This is a genomic window from Mesorhizobium sp. L-2-11 (genome assembly GCF_016756595.1).
Lineage (GTDB): Bacteria > Pseudomonadota > Alphaproteobacteria > Rhizobiales > Rhizobiaceae > Mesorhizobium.
The window spans coordinates 5,742,602-5,766,674 of the sequence record NZ_AP023257.1 but is presented as its reverse complement, the minus strand read 5'-3'; the positions used below and the strand labels follow the sequence as shown (position 1 = coordinate 5,766,674).

Annotated in this window: 26 protein-coding genes; 14 read left to right on the top strand and 12 right to left on the bottom strand. The window is 62.2% G+C overall.

Features of this window, described 5'->3' with window-relative positions:
• Nucleotides 1-5 precede the first annotated feature (5 nt).
• From JG739_RS27505 to JG739_RS27475, 7 genes are all read right to left on the bottom strand, one after another.
• Nucleotides 6-446: a CBS domain-containing protein gene (locus JG739_RS27505; RefSeq protein WP_202364266.1), complete on the bottom strand. Its 441-nt coding sequence runs from the start codon at nt 444-446 to the stop codon at nt 6-8.
• A gap of 39 nt (nt 447-485) precedes the next feature.
• The gene (locus tag JG739_RS27500; protein WP_128345626.1) at nt 486-1,052 is read right to left on the bottom strand and encodes an NADH-quinone oxidoreductase subunit I; all 567 of its coding nucleotides are present in this window, start codon (nt 1,050-1,052) and stop codon (nt 486-488) included.
• A 23-nt stretch (nt 1,053-1,075) separates the two neighbouring features.
• A complete protein-coding gene (gene nuoH / locus JG739_RS27495) occupies nt 1,076-2,062 on the bottom strand; it encodes an NADH-quinone oxidoreductase subunit NuoH (RefSeq protein ID WP_202364265.1) in 987 nt (328 codons plus the stop codon).
• A 563-nt stretch (nt 2,063-2,625) separates the two neighbouring features.
• Nucleotides 2,626-3,051 carry a type II toxin-antitoxin system VapC family toxin gene (locus tag JG739_RS27490; protein WP_202364264.1) on the bottom strand — a complete coding sequence of 142 codons (426 nt, stop codon included), beginning with the start codon at nt 3,049-3,051 and terminating at the stop codon, nt 2,626-2,628.
• The gene (locus tag JG739_RS27485) at nt 3,051-3,293 is read right to left on the bottom strand and encodes a type II toxin-antitoxin system Phd/YefM family antitoxin (RefSeq protein WP_202364263.1); all 243 of its coding nucleotides are present in this window, start codon (nt 3,291-3,293) and stop codon (nt 3,051-3,053) included. Before JG739_RS27485 ends, JG739_RS27490 begins: the two co-directional genes overlap by 1 nt.
• Before the next feature lie 162 nt (nt 3,294-3,455).
• On the bottom strand, nt 3,456-3,569 hold the full coding sequence (locus JG739_RS27480) for a DUF2399 domain-containing protein (protein ID WP_244749597.1): 114 nt from the start codon (nt 3,567-3,569) through the stop codon (nt 3,456-3,458).
• Nucleotides 3,570-3,834: 265 nt separating this feature from the next.
• Nucleotides 3,835-5,154, bottom strand: a complete 1,320-nt coding sequence (locus JG739_RS27475; RefSeq protein WP_202364262.1) for an ROK family transcriptional regulator — start codon at nt 5,152-5,154, stop codon at nt 3,835-3,837.
• A 19-nt stretch (nt 5,155-5,173) separates the two neighbouring features.
• Here JG739_RS27475 and JG739_RS27470 point away from each other — a divergent pair, with 19 nt between their 5' ends.
• From JG739_RS27470 to JG739_RS27410, 13 genes are all read left to right on the top strand, one after another.
• Nucleotides 5,174-6,439 (top strand): ABC transporter substrate-binding protein, encoded by a 1,266-nt coding sequence (locus tag JG739_RS27470; protein ID WP_202364261.1) that lies wholly within the window; start codon nt 5,174-5,176, stop codon nt 6,437-6,439.
• A gap of 60 nt (nt 6,440-6,499) precedes the next feature.
• Complete coding sequence (locus JG739_RS27465) at nt 6,500-7,435, top strand: carbohydrate ABC transporter permease (protein WP_202364260.1); 936 nt, start codon at nt 6,500-6,502, stop codon at nt 7,433-7,435.
• The gene (locus tag JG739_RS27460) at nt 7,428-8,330 is read left to right on the top strand and encodes a carbohydrate ABC transporter permease (protein WP_202364259.1); all 903 of its coding nucleotides are present in this window, start codon (nt 7,428-7,430) and stop codon (nt 8,328-8,330) included. The genes JG739_RS27465 and JG739_RS27460 overlap by 8 nt, the downstream gene beginning before the upstream one ends.
• Nucleotides 8,331-8,340: 10 nt before the next feature.
• The gene (locus JG739_RS27455) at nt 8,341-9,438 is read left to right on the top strand and encodes an ABC transporter ATP-binding protein (RefSeq protein ID WP_202364258.1); all 1,098 of its coding nucleotides are present in this window, start codon (nt 8,341-8,343) and stop codon (nt 9,436-9,438) included.
• A gap of 4 nt (nt 9,439-9,442) precedes the next feature.
• A complete protein-coding gene (locus JG739_RS27450; protein ID WP_244749596.1) occupies nt 9,443-10,216 on the top strand; it encodes an SDR family NAD(P)-dependent oxidoreductase in 774 nt (257 codons plus the stop codon).
• Between the two features lie 40 nt (nt 10,217-10,256).
• On the top strand, nt 10,257-11,258 hold the full coding sequence (locus JG739_RS27445) for a sugar phosphate isomerase/epimerase family protein (RefSeq protein WP_202364257.1): 1,002 nt from the start codon (nt 10,257-10,259) through the stop codon (nt 11,256-11,258).
• Nucleotides 11,255-12,067, top strand: a complete 813-nt coding sequence (locus JG739_RS27440) for an SDR family NAD(P)-dependent oxidoreductase (RefSeq protein WP_202364256.1) — start codon at nt 11,255-11,257, stop codon at nt 12,065-12,067. Before JG739_RS27445 ends, JG739_RS27440 begins: the two co-directional genes overlap by 4 nt.
• Before the next feature lie 346 nt (nt 12,068-12,413).
• On the top strand, nt 12,414-13,601 hold the full coding sequence (locus JG739_RS27435) for a magnesium transporter (RefSeq protein WP_202364255.1): 1,188 nt from the start codon (nt 12,414-12,416) through the stop codon (nt 13,599-13,601).
• Nucleotides 13,602-14,021: 420 nt separating this feature from the next.
• Nucleotides 14,022-15,278, top strand: coding sequence for a tetratricopeptide repeat protein (locus JG739_RS27430; RefSeq protein WP_202364254.1), 1,257 nt, complete (start codon nt 14,022-14,024; stop codon nt 15,276-15,278).
• A gap of 95 nt (nt 15,279-15,373) precedes the next feature.
• On the top strand, nt 15,374-16,090 hold the full coding sequence (locus tag JG739_RS27425) for a FecR domain-containing protein (protein WP_202364253.1): 717 nt from the start codon (nt 15,374-15,376) through the stop codon (nt 16,088-16,090).
• Nucleotides 16,091-16,171: 81 nt separating this feature from the next.
• Nucleotides 16,172-18,028 (top strand): CHASE2 domain-containing protein, encoded by a 1,857-nt coding sequence (locus JG739_RS27420; RefSeq protein ID WP_202364252.1) that lies wholly within the window; start codon nt 16,172-16,174, stop codon nt 18,026-18,028.
• Between the two features lie 19 nt (nt 18,029-18,047).
• The gene (locus JG739_RS27415) at nt 18,048-18,245 is read left to right on the top strand and encodes a hypothetical protein (RefSeq protein ID WP_202364251.1); all 198 of its coding nucleotides are present in this window, start codon (nt 18,048-18,050) and stop codon (nt 18,243-18,245) included.
• Nucleotides 18,246-18,257: 12 nt separating this feature from the next.
• Complete coding sequence (locus JG739_RS27410; protein ID WP_202364250.1) at nt 18,258-19,154, top strand: alpha/beta hydrolase; 897 nt, start codon at nt 18,258-18,260, stop codon at nt 19,152-19,154.
• A 17-nt stretch (nt 19,155-19,171) separates the two neighbouring features.
• Here JG739_RS27410 and JG739_RS27405 read toward each other — a convergent pair whose 3' ends face one another.
• The 3 genes from JG739_RS27405 to JG739_RS27395 all read right to left on the bottom strand — a co-directional run bounded on the left by JG739_RS27405 (nt 19,172) and on the right by JG739_RS27395 (nt 21,617).
• Nucleotides 19,172-20,071, bottom strand: coding sequence for a proline iminopeptidase-family hydrolase (locus JG739_RS27405; protein WP_202364249.1), 900 nt, complete (start codon nt 20,069-20,071; stop codon nt 19,172-19,174).
• Nucleotides 20,072-20,330: 259 nt separating this feature from the next.
• On the bottom strand, nt 20,331-21,227 hold the full coding sequence (locus JG739_RS27400) for an arginase family protein (RefSeq protein WP_202364248.1): 897 nt from the start codon (nt 21,225-21,227) through the stop codon (nt 20,331-20,333).
• A 246-nt stretch (nt 21,228-21,473) separates the two neighbouring features.
• Entirely contained in the window at nt 21,474-21,617 is a 144-nt protein-coding gene (locus JG739_RS27395) for a hypothetical protein (RefSeq protein WP_202364247.1), read from the bottom strand.
• Between the two features lie 78 nt (nt 21,618-21,695).
• Between JG739_RS27395 and JG739_RS27390 the strand changes: the two genes are divergently transcribed.
• On the top strand, nt 21,696-22,184 hold the full coding sequence (locus JG739_RS27390) for a cupin domain-containing protein (protein WP_202364246.1): 489 nt from the start codon (nt 21,696-21,698) through the stop codon (nt 22,182-22,184).
• 14 nt (nt 22,185-22,198) lie between these two features.
• Here JG739_RS27390 and JG739_RS27385 read toward each other — a convergent pair whose 3' ends face one another.
• Nucleotides 22,199-23,275, bottom strand: coding sequence for an ABC transporter ATP-binding protein (locus JG739_RS27385; protein WP_202364245.1), 1,077 nt, complete (start codon nt 23,273-23,275; stop codon nt 22,199-22,201).
• Nucleotides 23,272-24,072: an ABC transporter permease gene (locus tag JG739_RS27380; RefSeq protein WP_202364244.1), complete on the bottom strand. Its 801-nt coding sequence runs from the start codon at nt 24,070-24,072 to the stop codon at nt 23,272-23,274. Before JG739_RS27380 ends, JG739_RS27385 begins: the two co-directional genes overlap by 4 nt.
• Nucleotide 24,073 lies beyond the last annotated feature (1 nt).

Sequence of the window (24,073 nt, the reverse complement as noted above, 5' to 3'; positions counted from 1 at the left end):
TATCCTCAGTGATAAGGGGTCCCGGCAATGTAATCGCTCAACGCTTGCTCGGTACGGAGCAATTCGTCGAGCCGGTGCTTGACCACGTCGCCGATGCTCACCACGCCGACAGAAGCATCGCCGTCCATGACCAACACATGGCGCGTGCGTCGGTCGGTCATGAGCGACATCACAAAGGGCAGCAAATCCTGTGTCGAACAGGTCACCACACTGCGGTTCATGATGTCGGCGACCCGCATTGTGGCCGCCTCGATTCCGTATTCAGCCACCGCATAGCAGCAGTCCCGCTCCGACAGCGTGCCCAGGCATTCCCCGGGCGAACGGCTGACGACCACGAATCCGATGTTGTTGTCCCGAAACAGCCGCAGGACTTCTACGATCGTCTGATCTGGTGTGACTGAGATGAGCTCGGGAGATTTGGTCTTCAAGATTTGGCAGACAAGCATCTGAGCCTCCTGTGCTCCGGCTTGACGACTACCGCGCGTTCACGTTCGGCGGATATTCCGCCACCAGTTGTATCCCTGCGGCTCACTCGTCTCGACCAGCACGTCCTGTTCGGTATTCAGACGCGCCGCGACCACACCGCCGCCGGTCGTCGCCTTGCCCGGTTTGCCGAGCAGATCGTCACGTCCGACCACCAGGTCACGCGAGGAAAAACTCGAGAATTCATACTCTTGGCCAAGCGCGATCGCGTCGGCCGGGCAGGCGTCCTCGCACAGCCCGCAGAACAGGCAGCGGGCCATGTCGATCTCGAATTTTGCTGGATGCCGGTTGCCCTTCTCGTCCTCGTAGGGAATGACTTCGATACAGTCGCAGGGACAAATCCGCGCGCAGAGCTCGCAGGCCACGCACTTGATCTCGCCCTCTTCGTCGCGCGTCAGGAAGTGATGCCCGCGGTAACGCGAATAGGGCAACCATTTTTCCTTGTCAGGATACTGCATGGTCACGGATCTGGAGAACATGTAGCCGAAGGTCAGCGCCAAGGCGCCCGCTAGATCGGCGAAGAATGCCCAGCCGATCCATGTTCCACGTATGTGCAGTGCGCGCGACATCGCCGCCTCGCTTGGAGTGGCCCTCAAAGGAAAGCAACTCCTGTTACTATTATGTTCGCCAGTGACAGCGGAAGCAAGACTTTCCATCCGATCGCCATCAGTTGGTCGTATCGATAGCGCGGGAAGGTGAAGCGGAACCACATAAACACATAGAGAAAGAACGCGACCTTGAGCGCGAACCAGAGGAGCGGCGGCAACGGGACCAGCACGCCGTTCCAGCCGCCGAAGAACAGGATGACCGACAGGACCGACACCAGCAGCATGACGGCGTATTCGCTGACCATGAAGAACGCAAAGCGGATGCCGCTGTATTCGGTATGGAACCCGGCCCCCAGATCGCCTTCCGCCTCCGCGAGGTCGAATGGAATGCGCTGCGCTTCGGCCAGCCCGGCGACGAAGAATACGAAAAACCCGACCGGTTGGTAGACGATGTTCCAGACATCGGCCTGCGCCCGTACGATCTCGAGCAGGCTCATGGATTGCGCCAGCATTACCACGCCGATGACCGCGAAACCCATGGGGATCTCGTAGCTGATCATCTGCGCGCAAGTCCTGAGGCTGCCCAGGACCGCGTATTTGCTGTTCGCGGCCCAGCCGCCGAAGATGACGCCATAGACCTCGATCCCGATCACCGCGAAGACGAAAAGGAGCGCCACGTTCATGTTGGAGGCGTAGAGCGTGATCTCGGCGCCGAGGACCGAGACGCTTTCGCCGAAGGGGATCGCGACGAACACCACGAAGGGCGGGGCGAGCGCCAGGATCGGCGCCAGTTTGAACAGGAAGCGGTCGGCTTCGGCCGGGATGTGGTCCTCTTTGGTCAAGAGCTTGATGCCGTCCGCCACCGGCTGCAGCAGCCCGTGCCACCCCACGCGCATCGGCCCCATCCGCTGCTGGATGTGCCCGGCGATCTTGCGTTCCACCCAGGTCAGCGGCAAAGGCAGCAGCAGCAGGATCGCAATCAGCAACGCGACCTTGAAGGCGATCAGGCCAAGGGCGACGACAAGTTCCATAATCCGCGGCTACTTGTTCATCGGGTTGAGACTTACGATACTGAGCACTGCGCTTGTCCGGCTTCGCGGAAACGACAGTCTGCCGGCGGCGACGCAACTTGTGCAATGGTATCACAGTCTTACCGTTGCTGGCCATGGTGTGTGTCGCTTGGCGCTCAAACGGGCCCGCACATCGAGCAATGGCACGCAATGACGGGACCAGATGGCCCCAGCGCCTAATACTGAACGCCTCCACAAACAGCCCCCTTCTTACCGTTCAACAACGGCATTCGGCACGAGACACATTCCTAAGGGCCAGAACGCAGGGCACTGAACCGCTTAATCGGTGCAGGTGACGCTCCCCCACCAAAGGGCAATCCGAACGAGTTGCCGCCCGCCCGGCCAAAAAAGAGACCGACAACGCAGACGAGAAATGGGGAAATCTCGGCAGCGCCATCGGTCCAACGGACCAAAGGCGAGGAGGGTTTTGGTGAATTGTCAATGCTATCAGCTTGGTCCGTTCGGCGCCATTCGGCTTTCCGGTTCTTCGAGAGTGCCCGATGGGCGGTATGAGAGGCCTCGGATCATGCCAGAAACTGCGTCGCCACGCCGAGCAACGGTCCAGCCTCGGCGAGCTTTTGGTCGAGCGTATGTACCGTGGCGCCATGCTCCGATGCCGTTGCGAGATGCAGCGCGTCACCAGCGCGAAGCCCGAGACTCTGCTGATCGGCGAACTTTGCCGCCGTGCGGAAATGCCCGCCCGTGACAGGCAGCACGGTGAAGCTCTCGGCGGCCAGCTTGTGGAACATCGCGAGCGCTGCTGCGCGCTGCTCCAGGTTGATCTGCCCGGTTCGCAGCTTGATCGCCATGGCCGACGACATCTCGGTGATGGTCCAGTCGCTGATCAGAAGCTCCGCCGGATCCTGCTCCGCCAGCCAGCTCTGAACGCGCGGCGTCGTCGCTTCATTTGAAAGGGCGGCAACGATCAGCGACGTGTCGAGATAGTGCATCAGTAGCGGTCGCCATCCCGCATCGACCGTACCAGATCGGCAGAACTCTCGGCCTGAGGCGGCATGGTCGCGGTCAAGGATTGCAGGAGGGTCGCGTCGATCCGCCGCCGCGGTCTCACCACGGCGGTGAGCCGTGCGACCGGTTTACCCCGCCGGGTGATGTCGATCGTATCTCCTGCCTCGACACGATCGACTAGCTCGCTCAGATGGGCTTTGGCATCTGCCAGGTTGATCACACTCATGTCACGCTCCTGACCATCTAGATGGTCATATAGCGTATTGCGCCTAACATTTCCAGCGAGAGGTTTTTCACTCTGCTCCGGCAGCAACTCCATGACATGATCTGTGGGCGTGCCGGTCCGAAGCGCTGCTGTCGGGCTGAAAATGCGTCCTTCGTTGCAGCCTCATCGATTGTCGAGATCCAGCAACAACGAGGCCGCCAGCGCCTCTTCGGCGATGGCCACGCGGTGGTGACGCATCGCGGCCGCCAGCGCTACGTCCCATGACGCTTCCGCCACCTTTCCTCCAAGCTGGTGCGAAAAGCGGTCAAAAGCCAGATGATGGTCAGCCCAACAAATGTTGGACCGATCCCTATGAGAGCAGGCGCATCGGCTCGTTTGCCAATGCGGCTGTTTGTGGAAGCCAGGAAATCAGCCGCCTTTGGCTTTACAACCGCGGGAGCCCGGTCTGGCCGGGACGCCTTTCCATACTCGTTCCACCAGGTGGTGAGCGCACATCGCACCCGTCATCCTGTTCCTCGCGAGTCCTCAGCGCGAAATCAGATCATTGCAGTCGGCTGTTGTGTCGCAGCACCAGGCCGACTGCGCCGAGCAATGCATCATTTTCCGTGTGCTTGCCGACGATTATGCGGGTGCGCAGGGCGGGCGCGATATCGCGGGACTTGATGAGCGTGTGGCGTTCATATGACGCGATCAGCGGTGCCAGGAGAACGTCGCCTGCCAAAGCCATGCGGCCGCCGATGATGATGAGCGGCGGATTGATCACCGAGCCGATCAGGCCAAGACCACGGCCGGCGAAGTCCGCGGTGTCCTCGATCATCCGCAGCGCCCCGACGTCGCCCTGTTCGGCCATCATGATCACCTCGTCCATCGTGACCGTCCGCCGCACGATGCGCGAAATCTGCTCCAGCGGCCGGGCAAAACTCGCATAAAGCTCCAGGCATCCGCGATTGCCGCACCGGCAAAGATCGCCGCCTGGATCGATGCTGATATGCCCGAATTCGCCGGCGCCGCCGGCGATGCCGGTCACCAGCTGGCCATGCTGGACTATGGCCCCGCCGACGCCGAGGTCGATCTTGAACAGGACGAAATCGTCCTGGCCGACGGCCGCGCCCCACATTAGCTCGGCAATGGCCGAGCAGTTGCTCTCGTTGTCGGCGAAAATCGGTTGTTCGAGAACCGGCCCGAACACCTCTCGGATGTTGACCCCGGCCCAGGTCGGAACAATACTCGCACGCAGCACCACGCCTTCGCGGCTGACAGGGCCCGAGACGGAAACCCCAACCCCCAGGAGTCCCGCCATCGGCAGACCGTTCTCTTCGTAGCATTGGGCGATTGCTGACTTGGCGAGCTCGGCCGCCTGTTGTGGCTGGTAGTCCAGGCCCATGGTGATAGTTTGTTCGGCAATGACAGAATGCGACACGTCGGCGACGATGCACCGCATCTCGTCGAGGCCCAGATGGATCCCGACGCAGGTGCCCGCAGCGGGATTGAGCGTCAAGGTCGCGGCGGGCCTGCCAACTCCCCTGGCCAAGTCATGGTGGGCCGAGGTTTCGATCACCATTCCGGATTTTTTCAAGCCATTGAGCGCGGTTGAAACGGTCGATCGCGCCAAGCCGGTGATATGCGCGATTTGCGAGGCAGAAAGCACGCCGCGCTCACGCAGGCAGCGCACGATCAGGCTCTCCGGTGATGCGGAGGGCTTGTCGATCAGCCAGTTTCTAAGCGAAGGTTTGTTCATGATGAGCACAAAGGACGTTGACTGATAGCTCAAATATGTCATCTTGGAAAGAACGGAGATGCTGCATCTCCCTCTGCGACGAACTCGAATTGCGTCCACAAGCGGTCGATACGAACCGTTCATCACTTATGGGAGTGAAACGATGGAATACCTGAGGACGGCCGTTGCGGCCGCTGCGGCATACACCTTTGTTGCGGGAGCCGCGCTCGCAGAGCCCAAGACCAACCTGTTGCATCAATGGGCGACCGGATCGGACGCCCAGGCCATTGCCAAGCTCGGCGAGATGTTTACCGCCAAGGGAGGCACCTGGCAGCAGACCTCCATCGCGGGCCACACGGCCAACACGCTGGCGAAACTGCGCGCCGACGTGATCGCCGGCAATGCACCTCCAGCGGTGCAGCTCAAGGGACCCGAGATCGCCGAATGGAACGAGACCGGTATGACAGCCAATCTCGACGAACTGGCGACAGCGGAAAATTGGGAGAAGGTCGTCGCTCCCGAATTGCTGCCGGTGATGAAGCCGACCGGCAGTTGGGTGGCGGCGCCGATGAATATCCATCGCATCAACTGGCTGTGGGCATCGCCGAAGGTCATGCAGGAAGCAGGTGTCGCCGAGGTGCCGAAGACGTGGGCGGACTTCAACGCCGCCTGCGACAAGATCGTGGCATCAGGCAAAATCTGCATCTCGCACTCGACTGCCGACTGGACCGATTCGACGGTCTTCGAGGTCGTGGTCTACGGAATGGATCTCGATCTCTTCAAGAAGGCCTTCGTCGAGGGTGACGTCGAGGCGATGCGCAGTGAGGGCATGGTCAAGGCCTTCGAACAGTTCCGCACCATGACGACGAAATATATGGACCCCGGCATGAACGGGCGCGACTGGGATACCATGTCGCATCTGGTCGGCCGCGGCGAGGCCGCCTTCCACATCATGGGCGACTGGACGCTCGGCCTGCTCACGGCCGGCGGCTTCAAAGAGGGCACCGACTATGTCTGCGCCCAGGCGCCGACTGACTGGGGCAAACCGGGCTTCATCCTGAATTCCGACTCGGTCGTGTTCTTCCAGCAGAAGGATCCAGACTACGTCGAGGGGCAGAAACTGCTCGCCAGCACCATCCTGTCGCCTGAGTTCCAGACGATTTTCAATCAGACCAAGGGCTCGATCCCGGCCCGTCTCGACGTCGATCTTTCGAACGGCTTCAATCCTTGCCAGCAGCTTTCCCAGAAGGACCTGCAGGCGTCGATCGATGGCGGCACGCTCGTCCGTTCGATGGCGCATAACATGACGATCCCGCAGAAGGTGCGCGGCGCGATCATGGATACCGTCACCGAATTCGTGGCGACGCCGGACATGACCGCGCAGGACGCAGCCAGTGCGATGGCCGATGTTGCCGAAGCGCAGATGTGAAGAAGCTGCCGATGATGGCCCGGCGCGGCGCGCCCGACCCCGACTTCGCCGGAGCAGCCGATGTCCACGCGTGACCTGACCGTACCGGTTGCGGCTCCCGCAACCCCGTGGCGGCAGCGCCTGGGCACGATGGTGCCCATTCTGGTGCTGGCGCCGTCGCTTGCAGCGAGTTTCATCTACGTCTTCGTCTTCACGCTCTGGACGCTGTATCTCTCGCTCTCCAGTTCGTCGCTGATGCCGACCTATGGGTTTGTCGGTCTCGACAATTATGCTTCGCTCTGGGTGAACCGGCGCTGGAACATCGCCTACACAAATCTCTTCCTGTTCAGCGGCTTCTATATTGTCGGCTCGATGGCCATCGGACTGCTTCTCGCGATCCTGATCGACCAGCGCGTTCGCGGCGAGGCGGTTTGGCGCACGATCTTCCTCTACCCGCTGGCAGTGTCCTTCATCGTCACCGGTACGGTGTGGAGCTGGCTCTACAATCCCGTCGACGGCATCCAGGCCTTCGTGCGGGGGCTCGGCTGGACCGACTTCAGCTTCGCCCTGACGGCCAACCGCAACACCGCGATCTATGCGGTGATCATAACCGGTATCTGGCAGTCGTCCGGCTTCGCAATGGCGCTTTTCCTGGCTGGCCTGCGGTCGGTCGATCCGGATCTCATCAAAGCAGCGCAGATCGACGGTGCGTCGGTTTTCCGAACCTATCGGAAGGTCATCCTGCCGACGATCGCCCCGATTTTTCTGGCGGTGGCGGTCATTCAGATCCAGTTCGCCATCAAGACGTTCGACCTGGTGGCGGCGTTGACGCGGGGTGGGCCGGGTGTGTCCACCACCTTCCCGGCGATCTACGTCTACGACCTGATGTTCCAGCGCGGGCAGATCGGCGAGGGTGCCGCTGCGGCGATGATGATGCTCGCAGCCCTCGCGGTCGTGCTGGTGCCCTATTCCGTGTGGATCGTTTGGCGCAGGCGGGCGGAGGGCCGCAATGGCTGAAATCGCCGCCAACGCCCGGCATGATCCCGAAGCGGCCGCGGCCACGCGGCGCTATTTCTGGAACCGCTTCCTTGTCTATGCAGTGCTGACGCTTTTCGCCGTCATCTACCTTGCACCGCTGCTGGTCGTCGTCTTCAACTCATTGCGGGAGCAGTCGGAGATTGCCCGCAACGGCCTCATCTCCCTGCCGCGCAGCTTCCGCCTCGATGCATGGGCGGAGGCGTGGGGCACTTATTGCGTCAGTGGCACCTGCGAAGGCATGAAGCGCAATTTCTTCAACTCGCTCTGGATGGCAATTCCCGCGACGGTCATCTCCACGCTCCTCGGCGCCATGAACGGCTACGTGCTGTCGAAATGGCGCTTCAAGGGCTCGGAAGTTCTGTTCAATCTGATGCTGCTCGGCGTCTTCATGCCCGGCCAGATCTCGCTGATGCCGTGGGCGTTCCTGCTCGGCAAACTCGGCCTAACCAATTCGACATACGGGCTGGTCTTGATTCATGTCGTCCAGGGCATCTCGTTCACCACCCTGTTCTGCCGCAACTTCTACGTCAGCATACCGGACGATCTTATCAAGGCGGCACGCATCGACGGCGCCGGCTTCTGGCGGATCTTTCGCAAGATCATCCTGCCCCTGTCGCCGCCGATTTTGATCGTCACCGTCATCTGGCAATTCACCGGTATTTGGAACGAGTATCTGTTCGGCGTCGTCTTCACCTCGGGCCAACAGCAGCCGATTACGGCGGCATTGGTCGCGCTCACTGCCGGCGGCACGACCGCCCGTGCTTACGATGTGATGAGTGCAGCCGTGCTGATCGGCGCGCTGCCGCCGTTGCTGATCTACCTGTTCGGTGGAAAGTACTTCGTGCGCGGCCTGACGCAGGGCGCCATCAAATGAGGCATCGCCCATGTCCGCGCTGATGATCCGCGACCTTCACAAGAGCTATGGCGGGCTCGAGATTCTGGCCGGCATCAATCTCGAGGCGCGAACCGGGGAATTCATCGCCCTTGTCGGCCCGTCGGGATGCGGCAAATCAACCTTGCTCGCCATGATCGCCGGCCTGGAAACCGTCACCTCGGGTGAGATCTGGATCGGCGACCGGCTGGTGAACTCCGTGCAGCCCAAGGATCGCGACATAGCGATGGTGTTCCAATCATACGCCCTCTATCCCACGATGACGGTGCGCCAGAACATCACCTTCGGCATGGAAAGCCGGGGCGTGCCAAAAGCGGAGCAGGCGGAAGCCGTGAAGCGGGTTGCCGCACTCCTGCAGATCGAGCAGCTGCTCAACCGCAAGCCCGGGCAATTGTCGGGTGGCCAGCGGCAACGCGTTGCGATGGGGCGCGCCCTGGTACGCGACCCAAAGCTGTTTCTGTTCGACGAGCCGCTGTCCAATCTCGACGCCAAGCTGCGCGTCGACATGCGCACCGAAATCAAGAAGCTGCACCATCGCGTCGGAAAGACGACGGTCTACGTCACCCACGATCAGGTCGAGGCGATGACGCTGGCGTCCCGCATTGCGGTGATGAATCAGGGCTCGGTGCAGCAGTTCGACACGCCGAAGCGGATCTATGACCGGCCGACCAACATGTTCGTGGCCGGTTTCATGGGATCGCCGGCGATGAATTTCATCCCCGCCCGTCTTACCGGTTCAACCAGCATCTCGGTACGCGCCGCTGACGGCAGCGACGCCACTCTTGCCCTTGCGGCGCCTTTGCCCGCCGGTGCGCCAAAGGACGTGGTGCTCGGTGTTCGACCCGAACACATCTACCGTTTCACGACGGACCTGAAGTCGCGCAAACCTGCTGTGCAGCCCTTGCAGGCGCCGGTCGAACTGGTCGAGCCGACCGGCGCCGAGACGCTTGCCGTCCTCAGGCTGGGCGACCTGGAGATCACCGGACGTTTCGAGCCGGATGACGCTCCCGTCATGGGCGAGACGATAACGCTCGGCATCGACATGTCGCGCGCCTGTCTGTTCGATCCAGCAACCAGGGCGCTTCTGTGATCTGATGTCCGTGCAATTCGCGACCTACCCGAGCTTGACCGATCGCGTCGTGCTGATCTCCGGCGGCGCCTCCGGGATCGGCGCCGATATGGTCCGCGCCTTCGTGGCGAATGGCGCCCGCGTATGCTTTCTCGATGTGCAGGACGAACCCGCGGAGGCGTTGGTGCGTGAGCTCAGCGGTGCCGGCGGGCGAACTCCCCTGTACCTGCATTGCGATGTGACCGACGTTGATGCGCTGCAGGCCTCGGTAGAAGGCGTGCGCGCGCGGCTTGGTCCGGTCGCCGTCCTAGTGAACAACGCTGCCGACGATCAGCGCCATCCTGTTGATGCGGTGACGTCAGAATATTGGGACCGCAGCTTCGACGTCAATCTCCGGCATCACTTCTTCGCCGCGCAGGCGGTGCATCCGCATATGAAGGAACTCGGCTTCGGCTCGATCATAAACTTCTCTTCCATCGCCTGGCGTTTCGGCGCGGACCAGATGGTAGCGTATGCCACCGCCAAGGGCGCCGTGGTGGCGCTGACCCGCGCACTGGCGCGGTCGTTTGGATCCGACAACATCCGCGTCAATGCAGTCGAACCCGGCGCCGTCATTACCGAGCGGCAGCGCCAGCTGTGGTTCAGGACGCAGGACCCAATCGACCAGACGGTGCAGCGGCAATTGATCCGCCGCGTCCTGTTGGGCGAGGAGATTGCACGGACCGTGCTCTTCCTTGCCGCCGACGACAGCCGAATGATCACGAAACAGTCCATCGCCGTCGATGCCGGTCTGCGCTGATGCGATCGCTTCCACATCTTTCAATGGGACTGCCAAACTGATGTTTCGCCTCGGTCTCAACCCTTACGGACTGACCTACACTCTCGGCCTGCAGGGACGTGGTACGCCGCGGCACAATCCGGACGGGACGGGGCTGGAAGGCTTTATAGCGATTGCGCAGGAACTGAGCGCACGCACGCTCGAGATCTATGAACCATGGTTGACCGACTTGCCGGACGCCGAAATCGTCGACCTGCGCGGGCGTCTGGCGGCGCTCGACATCGTCCCGGTGGTCAGTGGCGGACTTCTGGTGGCCGGTCCGTTGGACAGCGCGTTTCGGGCGGCGCGCCTGCTCGAGGCGACGACGATCCGTATCGCGCTGACCCCAGTCCTGTGTGGCGATCGTAACCTGTGGGGCCCGAAATGGAGTGAGTTCAACGCGACGATCCGCGCTGCCTTGACGGAATGGGGACCGCGTGCGGCGGCTGAGGGCCGGGTGCTCGGCATCGAGAACCATCAGGACTTCGGCAGCGACGAACTGGTCGCGTTCTGCGAACTCGGCGGGCCGGGTGTCGGCATCACCTATGATACCGGCAACACCTTTCCTGTCGGCGAGGCACCGCTTGCCTTCACGCGGCGGATCGCGCCCTATGTCCGCCACGTCCACCTCAAGGACTATCGCGTGCAGTTCACCGATGAGGGTTATCGTCTGGTCCGCTGCGCGATCGGCGACGGCGCCGTGCCTTTCGCCGGACTGGCAGCCATCCTCGCGGAGCACCACGACACGCTGACGGCCGTGCTTGAGCCGGGCGCGCTGGAGGCCCGCCACGTTCGCTGTCTCAGCGACGACTGGTGGAACGGGTATGCGCCGAAGACCGCGCGCGAGTTCGCGGCCTGCCTGAGTGCTGCGCGCGTAAACCGCCTTGCTGACGACGTCGACTACCGGACGCCATGGGAGCGCGACGATGACGGCGCGCTCGTTTCGTATGAGCTCGACATGATCCGGCGCAGCGCCGCCAACATGAAGAAGTTCGATTTCATTGCAATGGAGAAATCAGCATGACTGACCGAGAACTCAGCGGCCTGACTGCCTTCGTGACCGGCTCGGGACGCGGCCTCGGCCGCGTGATGGCCGAACGCCTGGCCGAACTTGGCGCAAACGTTGCGATCCACGATCTCGATTGGACCCGGCCATCGCAATATGGCGAATTCGCGGACCTTGGCGAATCCGCCAGCGGTCTGGAAAAGCATGGGACACGGGTAACCGCGGTTACGGGCAATATCGGTGACAGGCAAGCCGTTGCCGAAATGAAGAGGAAGATCGAAGCGGAGCTCGGCGATGTGCACGTTCTGGTCAACTGCGCCGGCGGCGACATTGGCGCCAAAGGGGTTAAGCCCAGTCCCAACAACGCGCTCGACATCGACTATGAAGACATCAAGGTGCTGACCGAGAACAATCTCATCGGCACGATGCTGGTCTGCCAGGCGTTCATTCCGCCCATGGTCAAACGCGGCTCAGGCTCGGTGATCAACATTGCCTCGGCGGCAGCGCATATCGGATGCTCGCCGGAGGTGGTCTACTCCACGCTCAAGGCGGCCGTCGTCCATTATACGCGCTGCCTCGCCAAGGAACTGATCGATGATGGCGTGCGCATCAATGCGGTGAGCCCCGGCGCCACCAAGACGGCACGGTTTCAGGCGAGCCGCGTGGTCGATCCGGAGCGCATGGATTCGAGCAAGAAATCGCTGAACCGCTATGCCGAGCCTGAAGAGATCGCCGAAGCGGTGGCCTTCCTCGCCGGTCCGCGCGCGCGTTTCATCAACGGGCAGGTCATTCGCGTCGACGGCGGTTTCACAATCTTCCCAGGTTGAATCGCGGCCGTTTCACATCGCGAACCGTCGGGCTGAGCGCACACCAATGAGCAGGGCCACGACGGCCCATTGCCAGACCTTGCTTCGTTGATGGGTTGCGACGTACTCGCAGAGCCCAGGAATCGACGGTGAAGTTCGGCAACACGTCAATTCTCTTGGCGACACGCTGATGTTACAGCCCGCCTGTATGCACCCACGCAATGGCTCAGACTGTTGGGGTCGGTCTACTCTGCGCCCTGAGAAGGCGAGATTTTCCGGATCGAGGCGCTGGGCCACTGCGCGCAGGCAGGGCGAACCGCTCCTGTCTACACGTTCAGAGGCGCAACATTAGAGATTGGGGGAACAGATGAGGCAAGAGAACGATGTTGAGAAGTCGGTGCGCACGTTGCGTGCTCGAGCACCTGACGACGCGGCTGAATTGCTTGCCCGAGAATCTCCCGAGTTCATCCGAGACATATTAAAGTTGTTGCCGGATACGCACGCCCGGAAGGTGGCGGAGCATTTGCCTCCGGATATGAGGCCTATCAAGCCTCATGGCGACGGCAAGGATATCGCGGTCCGCGGATCCGTCGTCGAGTTGATGGACCCGATCCCCGCCAGCGTTCCTGTCGGGACGACGGTAGCCGCCGCGGTCGAGGCCGTCAGGCGCGCGCAGGTGCCGACCGAGTTGACTTACCTCTACATCACGGACGAGGGCGATAGACTGGTTGGCCTAGTGGTCTTGCGCGATCTGATGCTGAGCGAGGCCGGCGCGACGGTGGATCAGATTATGCTGCCAAGTCCGTTCGCCCTTCACGTCGATATGCCTTTGAGCGAAGCCTGCAAGGCGGCGGTACGCCGTCACTACCCTGTCTATCCCGTGGTGGACGCGGAGAACCGGCTGCTCGGGCAGGTTCGCGGCTGGCAGCTGTTCGAGCAGCAAATCATCGAGATTTCTGCCCAGCCTGGCCAGATGGTGGGTGTCCAGAAGGAGGAGCGTTCTTTCACTCCGCTGTTTTCAGCCTTCTTGAAACGTCATCCGTGGCTGCAGCTCAACCTGCTGACGGCCTTCATAGCCGCTTTCGTGGTCGGCTCGTTCACAGGCACGATCGAGAAGATCGTCGCGTTGGCGGCGTTCCTCCCGGTGTTGGCCGGACAGAGCGGAAACACCGGCTGCCAGGCGCTGGCTATTACGCTGCGTGGCCTCGCCTTAAGGGATGTGGACAAACGACCGAAGCTGCATTTGGTGCTGAGGGAGGGAGCGCTCGGGATCGCCAACGGCTTGCTCGTCGGTCTGGTGGCGGCTGCGGCGATGTGGTTCTACGCTCCACGGCAGCCGGAGTCGGCATCCCAGGCGCCCATGCTGGCGCTTGTGATCCTGCTCGCAATGTCCGGATCGTGCCTCATGTCAGGAATCTCCGGCGTGCTGATCCCGTTGGGCCTGCGGCGGGTCGGCGCCGATCCGGCCGTGGCTTCGGCGATCTTCCTAACCACCGTGACCGATATCGTGGGCATGGGCCTGATGCTGGGGCTGGCCACCATGCTGGTGCTGTAGTCCGTCGCGCCGCTTGAGCGCCGGGCGCCGTGCTGTGCTGGCGATCCGGCGGACCGACTGTACCGAAGACCTTCGGATGAGCCACATTTGACTCTGATGCGCCAGGCGCGGCCAGATACGTGCAGAATCGCGCAAACAATATTGATCTTGTAGGCTACGCAATCCACGGCTGATTATGATTTGTCTTAGTTGCTGTTTGTAGCGAATACTTTCTCGGGTCCAAGCAACGCTGAAAAGATGTTTGGCCAACCAGCGTAGGAGAAACGCGAATGAATCCGATAGTTTGTTGCGCAACTGCAACAGCTGCTGAAGACTCGGAAGGTCCCGTGACAGTTCTGTCGCTTTTTTTCGTGGCGGCGTGCTAGATCCGCTGCACTAGTCGGGTTGGGTGGGGTTCTCGGCATGCATTCCTCGTTTTCAATGATCCTCGGCTTCGCCGCGGCGCTGCTTTGTACCGGCATATTGCCGGCCGGCGCACAAGGTCTCTATCCGGCCTATGACGATGCGTTTTCGGCCCGCATTGCCAATCCGACCGACAATGGAACGCTAGCTCAATTCGTCACAGTTGCCGTCAACGCAGGGCAGTACGATCAGGCGATCTCGTCGATCGAGCAGTATCTCATCAAATATCCTCGCGATGCGCGCGCCCGGCTCGCGGCCAGCCGGTTGTACTATCATGTCGGCTCCTATGAATTGGCCCAGCGGCAGGTGCAGTACGGCCTCGAGGTCGGGGACCTGTCAGCGGATGAGCAGCAAGAGGCCGTTCGCCTGCTCGCCCGCATCGAGCGCGCGTTACGGGGCGTCACCTGGGAACTCGCTCTGACCGGCGGCATGTTCAGCGCATTCACCGATTTTGAGTCGGGCGGGGCCCAGGACGACCATTCCTTCGCCTCGCCCTACGGGCGGGCGGAAGGCTTTGTCCGGTGGGATCTCGGCACGCCAAGTGCTGACGCAATCGTCGTTTCGGGATCGTTGACGGCGACACAGCGCTTTTTCACAGAAGACCTGTCGGTTCCCGGTGCCGAGGAGACTTTTATCCAAGGTAACGCCGCCATTACCCTGGACAAGGGACTGCCCAACAGCGGGATCGATTCCCTGCGGCTGCTACTTTCCGCGTTCGCCGTTACAGATCGCTTCGACAGCGATATCAACGAGACCGGCGTCGGTCTAAGTGGGCGCTTCCTCGTGCGCCCCACCGTCGAGACGACGCTTTTTGCAGGTGCCGGCTACATCGATTTAAGCGGCTCGAAAGGCATCTTTGCCGATAGTAGGGTCTTCTATGAGGCAGGCGGCAGCTACCGCTTCCGCAATGGCCAGGCGCTCGGACTGCGCCTGGTCGGCTCGACTGACTTCGCCTCCGGAGCTGGCGAAATCGGCCGCAGCTACATGGGAGAGGTCCGCTACGGCGGCGTGGTGAAGGAAGTACCGGACCTTTTCGTATGGTCTCACCAGGTCGCCGTCTCGGCCGGCCACAGCGACACTCCCGACTTGTCCTTCGGCATCGGCACGAACATAGAGAGCGACTTCTGGCGCATTGCCTCGGAAAGCGATTTTCAGCTCACGGAGTCGCAGAAGGTGAGTGTCGACCTCGCCTATCGCGAAACCGACTTCGATATCGCCAGCGGCGACCGAAATTCATTCGAATTGCTCGTGAGCTACACGTTGACACTCAACTGAAAGAGGCCGCGATGAGGACCCTGCATCGTCAGATAGCCACTTGTATCGCCTGCCTTGCCTTTGCGGCACCATCTGTCGCTGAAACGGTCGGGTCCATGACGGCCTACCAGACCAACATCATCCGCAATGACGGCGAGGCGATGAACGTCGGCGCTGGCGTCGAACTCGGCGACCAGCTGCGCAGCAATATCACCGGTCTCGGAATGCTCGTGTTCCGGGACGAGTCGAGCGCCAAGATTGGTCCGAACACCAGCCTGACGATCGATGAATTCGTCTACAATCCGGGGTCCCGATCAGGAAAGATCGACATCAGGATGAACAGCGGCCTGGCCCGTTTCTACGGCGGTCAGGTTTCGAAGGGCGGCGACATGCAAGTTGCGACGCCACACATGGTGCTCGGAGCCAGAGGCGGCATCATTGAAGTGCTTGTGATAGCTGGTCAGACCGTCGGCATACTGCGCGCCGGCCGCATGACCTGCATGATGAATGGCCGCAAGCTCGTGATCACCAACCCGGGCCACGCCTGCACGTCGGACGATGACAAGCTGCTAACCGGTTACGGCGGTATCGACGCCTTCCCGATATTGGACAGCATCGATCGGATAGCCGGCACCGGCCTGCCGGGCGAACCGGGTCCGGGGCTGAACGTAAGCGCGATTTGTGCGTCAGCACTCGGCAACTCGCTCAAGGCCTGCAAGTCCACCGACGGCGCATTGCCCGGCGTGGCCACGGAGTTCCCAGACAGCCAAACGCCCCCTGTAGGCAGCGGGGTGGATGATGACGATGATAACTGCTTTCCCGACTGCCGGTAAGCCCGGCCGATCGGTGTGAGCCCCTCACTTGATTGGCGGCGGGCTGCCAGGCTGAAAATACCCGGTCTTGCGGTCGTACTCTTGCTGCTCGCTTGCCATTTTGCTTTCGACGGGCCGCTGTCGCGCCTGCGCGAACGCACGTATGACTTCTACCAGTTCCTCGCCCCGCGCGAGGCGACGAGCAATCCTGTTGTCATAGTCTCGATAGACGACGCGAGCCTTAACGCATACGGGCGATGGCCTTGGAACCGTGGCCTTTTGGCCGATTTGGTCGATGGTGTCGCCGAGTCCGGTGCCGCGGTGATCGGGCTCGCGCTGGTGCTGCCCGAGGCTGACATCTCTCCTGATGGCATCGCCGGAGACAAGCGCCTCGCCAGCGCGCTGGCGAAAAATCGAACGGCGCTCGCCGTCAGCCTGGGCAATGAGGCGACGGTATCAGAAGCAGAGCCCAAAGCCGGCTGGTCGATCGTCGGGCAAGTACCCGAGACGCTTCCTGGCTTCACCGGTCTGACGGGCTCGCTTGCGGATTTCTCGGGCGCCGCTGCAGGCCTCGGCGCAATTCGCACTCTGCCCGATCCCGACGGCGTATTACGCCATGTGCCGCTGCTCTGGCTGCGAAATACGGCTCAAGGCGTGCAGCTCTGGCCGTCCTTCGCGCTCGAACTCCTGCGCCTCTACGCCGGAGAGAACGGCTACGTTGCCCGGATGAATGGCGCCGGGTTCGACGCGCTCAGGATGGCCGGCAGCATTGTGCCGCTTGAGCCGCAGGGCAGCATCCGCCTCTGGGAAACCGACACCAGCACGCTGCGCATATCTGCCAGTAATATCCTTTCGGGCCGCGGCGATCCGCTGCTGCGGAACGCGATCGCCATTGTTGACCTGTCGGCCGTGGGATTGACGCAGTATCTGCCAACCCCGACGCGTCCGGCTCGACCAGGCGTCGACATCCACGCTGATGCAATCGGCCAGATGCTTGCCGCGCGCCATCTTGTAGAGCCCGCGCAAGCGCGGATGCTCGAGCGGCTCTGGTTTGTCCTCAGTGGCATCGTGTTCATCGCACTTTCGGGAGTTCTCGCCCAGCGTGTCATGCTTGGCGTCCTCGCTCTGGCGCTCCTTGTTGCCACGCCCTTCGCGTTCGGCGCTCTCGAATACAGCCTGCAGGGTAAGCTCTACGACCCACTGCAGCCGGCGCTTGCGACAATCCTCGTAGCTGGCTTCGAAGGCTATGCCCTCTACAAGCGCAGCGAGCAGCGCCGGTCCACCCTGGCACGGCAGTTTTCGCAATATCTGTCGCCCTCCGTGGTGCAGCGCCTCGCAAATTCGGATACCGAAGCGATCCTGTCCGGAGAGAAGCGCGAGATCACAATCCTGCTGAGTGACATACGCGGCTTCACGACGATGAGCGAACAACTCGATGCGCAAGAAATCGCAAAGGTGGTCAACCACTTCCTCGGCCTTGCGACTGATGAGATACTCAAGCGCGACGGGACCATCGATAAGTTCATGGGCGATGCCGTGCTAGCCTTCTGGAACGCGCCGCTTGGTCAGCCAGATCATCGCGAGCGCGCGCTCGAAGCGGGGCTTGCCCTGATCCAAAGGGTGAAGCGCGAAAACGCCGCGTTCACCGCGCGCGGGCACCCCCCTATCGAAATCGGCGTCGCCATCGAGACTGGCATCTGTTCCGTAGGGAATTTCGGCTCCGAACGGCGCTTCGATTACACCGCGATCGGCTCGCCGGTGAACCGCGCGGCACGGCTCGAGTCTACGACCAAAAAGCTGAGGATCCCTCTGGTGCTTGGTCCCGGATTTGCCCAGGGAGCATCGATGCCGGTTGTCCAGGCGGGCGCCTTCGAACTCCAAGGCTTCAACGGCGAGGTGCCGGTTTTCACCGTTCCGGAGATACACCCCTCGTCGCAATCCGCCGAGGCAGTCGTATGATGTTCGGCTCGCTACCTCATTGGCAGCCGGCGACCGAAAGCGGACGCTGGATGATGCCAAGCGCGAAAAGATGCTCTCGGAACTCAGCGGGATTGTCTTCAACGACGTTGCCCTGACTCCGATGCACCGTGAGGTTCTCGTCGTGGCGGCCCGAATCGACCTCCAGTTCACGACGCGGGCCGAGCAGTATACGCTAGCCGCCAATTCCAAGACTTGAGGAGTTGTAGACTTGACCAGCATCGCCACGGGGTCCTTTGCGGATCGCGGCCGCGCTACATACGATCTTGGCGCGACCGCCATCTTTGCTTCGAAATCAGATCCACGCTTCCATTATTGTCTGTATGTGCCGCCTGCGGTGGGGGAAGGCGCCAAAGTCGATCTGCTGGTGGCCGTCCATGGCACCGGGCGCACCTCGTTCCTCGGTTTTCGCGACGCGTTCGCCGAGTTCGGACGCTGGAACGACTGCGCCATCTTGTGCCCGCTGTTCCCAATCGGCGTTCTCGGCGACGATGCCCGCAGCGGGTACAAATACATGATCGAGGGTGATATCCGTTACGATCAGGTGCTGCTCGCCATAGTCGAGGAAGTCGTTGCGAAATATCGTCAGGACTGGACCCGCTTCGCCATGTTCGGATATTCCGGCGGCGGGCAATTCACCCACCGCTTTGCCATCCTCCATCCCGACAGGCTATGGGCGGCGTCGATCGGCGCGCCGGGCTCGGTGACCTTGCTCGATTCCGCACGGGATTGGTGGGTGGGCATTCGTGACCTGCCGGAGAAGTTCGGCATCAGCTTCGACGCCGCTGCGCTGGCAAAAGTGCCTGTCCAGATGATCGTCGGCGATGCCGATCTGGAAACCTGGGAAATCACGCACGTTCAAGGTAGCAGCCATTGGATGCCGGGCGCCAACGATGCAGGACAAACGCGGCCGGAACGCCTCAGGACGTTGTGTCGATCGTTCGAGGACGCGGGTTTGCGCGTGCGCTTCGATTTGCTGCCAGGCATATCCCACGAACGCGACGCGGTTCTCGATGTGGTCAAGGATTTTCTGGCCCAGGCGCTCAAGGAGCGACGGAACGGATCAACAATGGCCAAGCCCCGCACCGACAAGCTTGCGCAAGGATAGCCTGTTGCGGGCAGGCCTCAATCGTATTTGGCGACAAAGCGTCCGACAGCGGCGAGGCAATCGTCCTTCTCCTCGACATGCGGCATGTGGCTGGAATTCGGGAAGACAAGGCCTTCCACGTCCGGGATGCGATCGAGAAAGGGCTGGACGCAGGCTTCGGTCGCTTCGTCGTAAAATCCGCGGAACGCCAGGGTCGGCGCCTCAATCAGATGCAGGCGCTCGACGATGGTCCAGTTCCGCAAGGTGCCGATGACGTGAAATTCATTGGGTCCGTTCATGGTACGATACACTGTCGGATCCGCGTCGATTGCCGCGAATGTCCGGGCCACTTCCGGCGGCGTCGGAAGGACACGGCAGACGTGGCGGTCATAGAACGCCTTGGTTGCCGCAACATAATCCGGGTGATCGGTGGTCCCGGCTGCCTCGTGCCGGTCAAGCGCGTTTTGCACGTCGGCCGGCAGCCCGGCGCGCAATTGCAGCGCGCCTTCCACCCATAGCGCCATCGAGGCCAGCGAATTGGCCAGGATCAATGCCTTGAGCCCGGCAGGGCGTCGCACTGCATGTTCGGCCGAAAGTATGCCGCCCCAGGACTGGCCGAGCAGGGCGTAGCGCTCGGTAATGCCAATGTGAGCGAGCAGCGCATCGAGTTCGCCCAAAAAGAAATCCACGGTCCAGAAGTCGCCGCCCTTGTCGGGCAGATGGGTCGATTTGCCGTTGCCGATCTGATCGTAGTGGATGACGGCCCGCCCGGTATCGGCAAGCTCCTTGAACGAATCGACATAGTCATGGGTGCAGCCCGGCCCGCCGTGAGCGACGACCAAAGGCAGCTTGCCCGAGGTGAGATCTCCGACCACGCGGTACCAGGTGCGGTAGCCTCTGTAGTCGCTGAATCCTTGGGTGGTCGCATGTGCCGTCACAGTTCCAAGCTCCGCGTCATGGCGCGGCAGGAACCGAGTGACGGACCCTCCCAGGCCTTGTTTGCGGCCGACGGTACTAAGTCGCCCGGCGCATTTACAGCTAGCACTATTAACAGGTTTGCCCTGCCAGGATCGGTGGCCTCAGGTGGAGAGCCTCAATGCTCCGGCTCGAAACCGTCGCCTGGTTGCTTGCCATCATCAAGGCTGGGGGTTGGCATGTGGCGCTTCAACGCCACCCGATTGCCGATCGGTGCTGAGCTTAAGCGGGCGCGGCTGTGCCGAGCGCTGCGGCCACCACATCAGCAAGGCCACGGCCGGCGCTGCCGTCCTCGTCGAGGCGCGGATTGTAGATGGTGACCTCGATCCCGACCGCCTTGCCGCTCGCCAGGATGATGCGGAGCGCCGCCGACAGTTCGTCCCAAGACAGCCCGCCCGGTACGCGGAAATCGACCGCCGGCATGATCGCATCGTCGAGACAATCGGCGTCGAGATGGATGAAGAAGCCGTCGAGTTCCGCTCGCGTCAGGTGACCAACCGCTGCTTGGGCGGCGGCTTCGACGCCCAGGCGGCGGATGGCGTGCAGATCATAGGCCGTGAGCTCGGCCGGCAAAGGCTGGCTGCCGAATTCGGCCTGGTCCTGGTGGTCGCGAAACGCGAAGGCAACGACGTCCTCGGAGCGCGCCAACGGGCGGCGGCCCTCCAGGTCGGTCAGCAGGGCCGGCCCGTAGCCGGTAACGAACGCCAGTTCCATCGACGCGCCTTCGCTGTTGGGCTCCGCCTCGGGCTGGAAGAAGTCGGCGTGGCCGTCGATGAAGAACAGGCCGTAGCGACCGCGCCGGCGCAGTGCCAGCATCGGACCCAGCAAGATCGTGCAGTCGCCGCCCAGCACCACCGGGAATTCGCCCGCGTCCAGCGCCTCCCCCACGGCGTCGGCGAGCCTGGGCGACCACGCCGCGATCGCCTTGGCGTTCAGCGTCAGGGTCGCAGGGTCGGGCTTCGGGTCTTTCGGCGGGACGGCCAGCCGCCCGGCGCGGCGCGCATGGATGCGTTCGGCGAGGCCCAGTTCCAGCAGCCGACCGGGCAAGGCTTCAACGCCGTCGGTCGCCAGACCCAGCGAGGACGGCGCTTCAAGGATGGCATAGCGGCGGCTCGGCATCGGATGCTCCAGCTATCGCGGGTGAGAGGGCGTTGCCCCGGCGTTCTCAGCTACTGAGCGCTGCGAGGCTGCCGGTTTGATGTAAGCGACGCTTTTACAGCCAAAAAATCACCTCGCAGCCGACGTTACTTCAGTACGTGGGCGAAACCGTGGAAATTTCAAGCCGCCGCCCAAATTCCCTGTTTGAGGTCAAGATGATTGCATTCGGAAGAACGTTGCGCGGCCGGATCAATGGAACGCCGTAGCTCAAAACGTTTTAAGTACGCTGCGCAGCGCGCGGGCGCGCAGCGGCTCCGCCACCGCCCATGTCGGCAGTAGGGCGATGCCGATGTCGTCGAGCGCGGGAACGCGCAGCATCTCAGTATTGTTGCTGCGAAAATTGCCGCCCACGGCCGCCCGCACCTCGCCAATTTTGCCGGCAAGGCCTATCTCCTGGTGAGAGACCCAAAACCACGAAGGAGATCGACGATGGATGCCAAAGCTGCAGCGGCCGAAGCGTTCGTTCGCGAGCCGGCGGCCGGCTCGACGCTCAACGTTCTGGGCATCACCCATATCTACAAAGCCACCGGCGCCGAGACCGCCGGGTCCTTCTCGCTTTGGGAGTCCGTGGTTCCGCCGGGCGCGGGAACGCCATCGCACACCCATGCCCGTGAGGATGAAGCCTTCTATGTGCTGAGCGGCGAACTCGTCATCGAATTCGAGGGCGACACCGCGCCGCATCGCGTTGCGCCCGGCGGCTTCTTCTTCGGCGCACGCGGCCGGCGCCATGCCATCCGCAATGACGCCGACAAGCCGGCTCGCGTGCTCGTCTTCTGCGCGCCGAGTTGCGGCCTTGATCAGATGTTCGCGGAATTGGACGCCGCGACCGCCGCCGGCACGCCGGAGATGGCAAAGGTCGTGGCCATCGCCGCTAAATACGGCGTGACCATCGAGGCACCGGCTGATCCGCCGCGCTGAAGTCAGATCGTCTGTCAGGCGGGAAAGAGAAATGCGGCGGCGGGATCGAAATAAATCTGTCTGTTTGAGGCGATGCCTTCCTGTGCATGCGCCATGTCGGATGTCGGCCTGACGTCGATCTCCTGGCCGGCGGCGGTGCGCGCGATGACGCGCCGCCGCTCGCCGAAGAAGGCGGTGTCGATGAATTCGACCGCAAGCCCGGCAGTGGCCGGGCCGGGCCGCAGCCGAAACGCTTCTGGCCGCACCATCAGCCGGGTCTTCTGGCCTTGGCTGAAGTCCTGATCGTTCCTGACGCCGGAGACGACCGAGCCATCGGCGAGGCGGATCGTGGCGGCGCCGTTGACGGTTTCAAGATGCTCGGCCGGCAGGAAATTGGAATTTCCGATGAAGCTGGCCACGAATTCGCTCTGAGGTCTCAGATAGAGGTCCTCACCGGTGCCGATCTGCTCGATGCGCCCGTCCTGAAACAGGGCGATGCGATCCGAAAGATGCAGGGCCTCGTCCTGATCGTGGGTGACGTAAAGGATCGTTACGCCGGTTTCGCGATGGATGCGCCGTATCTCGGCCTGGATCTCCTCGCGCAGCTTCTTGTCGAGCGCCGAAAGCGGCTCGTCCATCAGGAGGATCGGCGGATCGTAGGCGAGCGCCCTGGCAAGCGCCACGCGCTGCTGCTGTCCGCCGGAAAGCGCGCCGGGATATCGGCCGCCGAAACTCTCGAGCCGCACCAGCGACAGCATCTCGGTGACCTTTCGGTTCACCTCGGCGTCCGGCCGGCGGCGCACGCGCAATGGAAACGCAACGTTCTCGGCGACGGTCAGATGCTGGAACAGCGTGTAGCGCTGGAACACCATGCCGATGTTGCGCTTGTGCGACGGCACCGACAGCAGCGACCCGCCTTCAAGAAGAACGTCGCCGGATGTCGGTTGCTGAAAGCCGGCGATCGCGTAGAGCGTCGTCGATTTGCCAGAGCCGGAAGGGCCGAGAAAGGTCAGGAATTCGCCCTTGGGAATATCGATCGTGACATCGTGAACGGCGACGAAGCTGCCGAACGCCTTGCGCAGGTCGCGAATAGAGAGGAACGGTTCGGTCATTTCGACAATTTCCGCCGAATGAGTGCGGTTACGACCATCAGGCTCAGCGTCAGAAGAACGAGAAGGCTGGAGGCCGCGGCGATGACCGGGCTGAGATCCTGGCGCAGGCTGCCCCAGATCTTGACCGGCAGGGTCTGCAAGGTGGGGCTGGCCATGAAGATCGCGACCACCACCTCGTCCCATGAGGCGAGAAAGGCGAAGATCGCCGCCGAAAAAATCCCGATCTTGATCGCCGGCAAGGTCACCCGGAGTTTTGCCTCGAATGGGCCTGCGCCGCAGACGATCGCCGCATCCTCGATGGATTTGTCGAAACCTTCGAGTGCCGCGGTGATCGGAATGATGGCGAAGGGCAGTGCCAGGACGGTGTGGGCGATGACGAAGCCTGCCGTGGTGCCGCCGAGCCCGATCCGCAGGAAGAATGCATAGATGGCGATGGCGAAGACCACGACCGGCAGCACCATTGGCGTCAGCAGCAGGCCGCGAAGCACGTTGCGCCCGCGAAACTGTCCCCTGACCAGGGCGAAGGAAGCCAGCAGCCCGATGACGACGGCAAGAAGCGCAGCCATGGCAGCAATGCGCGCGCTGGTCAGCGCCGCTTCGAGCCACGCCGGATCGGCGAAGAGTTCCCCATACCATTTCAGCGTCCAGCTTGGCGGCGGAAAAGCCAACCACCGCGACGAGCCGAACGACAAAAGCACGATGAAAACCACCGGCAGCAGCAGAAACGCCGCAACCAGGCCGGTGAAACCCAGCAGTGCTGCACGCAGCCAGCCCAGCCGATCGTAGTCGAGCAGCATC

What these genes read in the sequence shown, in the direction of transcription:
- JG739_RS27505 (WP_202364266.1), bottom strand. Translation starts at nt 446, where the DNA reads ATGCTTGTCTGCCAAATCTTGAAGACCAAATCTCCCGAGCTCATCTCA.
- JG739_RS27500 (WP_128345626.1), bottom strand. Translation starts at nt 1,052, where the DNA reads ATGTCGCGCGCACTGCACATACGTGGAACATGGATCGGCTGGGCATTC.
- nuoH (WP_202364265.1), bottom strand. Translation starts at nt 2,062, where the DNA reads ATGGAACTTGTCGTCGCCCTTGGCCTGATCGCCTTCAAGGTCGCGTTG.
- JG739_RS27490 (WP_202364264.1), bottom strand. Translation starts at nt 3,051, where the DNA reads ATGCACTATCTCGACACGTCGCTGATCGTTGCCGCCCTTTCAAATGAA.
- JG739_RS27485 (WP_202364263.1), bottom strand. Translation starts at nt 3,293, where the DNA reads ATGAGTGTGATCAACCTGGCAGATGCCAAAGCCCATCTGAGCGAGCTA.
- JG739_RS27475 (WP_202364262.1), bottom strand. Translation starts at nt 5,154, where the DNA reads ATGAACGGTTCGTATCGACCGCTTGTGGACGCAATTCGAGTTCGTCGC.
- JG739_RS27470 (WP_202364261.1), top strand. Translation starts at nt 5,174, where the DNA reads ATGGAATACCTGAGGACGGCCGTTGCGGCCGCTGCGGCATACACCTTT.
- JG739_RS27465 (WP_202364260.1), top strand. Translation starts at nt 6,500, where the DNA reads ATGTCCACGCGTGACCTGACCGTACCGGTTGCGGCTCCCGCAACCCCG.
- JG739_RS27460 (WP_202364259.1), top strand. Translation starts at nt 7,428, where the DNA reads ATGGCTGAAATCGCCGCCAACGCCCGGCATGATCCCGAAGCGGCCGCG.
- JG739_RS27455 (WP_202364258.1), top strand. Translation starts at nt 8,341, where the DNA reads ATGTCCGCGCTGATGATCCGCGACCTTCACAAGAGCTATGGCGGGCTC.
- JG739_RS27450 (WP_244749596.1), top strand. Translation starts at nt 9,443, where the DNA reads ATGTCCGTGCAATTCGCGACCTACCCGAGCTTGACCGATCGCGTCGTG.
- JG739_RS27445 (WP_202364257.1), top strand. Translation starts at nt 10,257, where the DNA reads ATGTTTCGCCTCGGTCTCAACCCTTACGGACTGACCTACACTCTCGGC.
- JG739_RS27440 (WP_202364256.1), top strand. Translation starts at nt 11,255, where the DNA reads ATGACTGACCGAGAACTCAGCGGCCTGACTGCCTTCGTGACCGGCTCG.
- JG739_RS27435 (WP_202364255.1), top strand. Translation starts at nt 12,414, where the DNA reads ATGAGGCAAGAGAACGATGTTGAGAAGTCGGTGCGCACGTTGCGTGCT.
- JG739_RS27430 (WP_202364254.1), top strand. Translation starts at nt 14,022, where the DNA reads ATGATCCTCGGCTTCGCCGCGGCGCTGCTTTGTACCGGCATATTGCCG.
- JG739_RS27425 (WP_202364253.1), top strand. Translation starts at nt 15,374, where the DNA reads ATGACGGCCTACCAGACCAACATCATCCGCAATGACGGCGAGGCGATG.
- JG739_RS27400 (WP_202364248.1), bottom strand. Translation starts at nt 21,227, where the DNA reads ATGCCGAGCCGCCGCTATGCCATCCTTGAAGCGCCGTCCTCGCTGGGT.
- JG739_RS27390 (WP_202364246.1), top strand. Translation starts at nt 21,696, where the DNA reads ATGGATGCCAAAGCTGCAGCGGCCGAAGCGTTCGTTCGCGAGCCGGCG.
- JG739_RS27385 (WP_202364245.1), bottom strand. Translation starts at nt 23,275, where the DNA reads ATGACCGAACCGTTCCTCTCTATTCGCGACCTGCGCAAGGCGTTCGGC.
- JG739_RS27380 (WP_202364244.1), bottom strand. Translation starts at nt 24,072, where the DNA reads ATGCTGCTCGACTACGATCGGCTGGGCTGGCTGCGTGCAGCACTGCTG.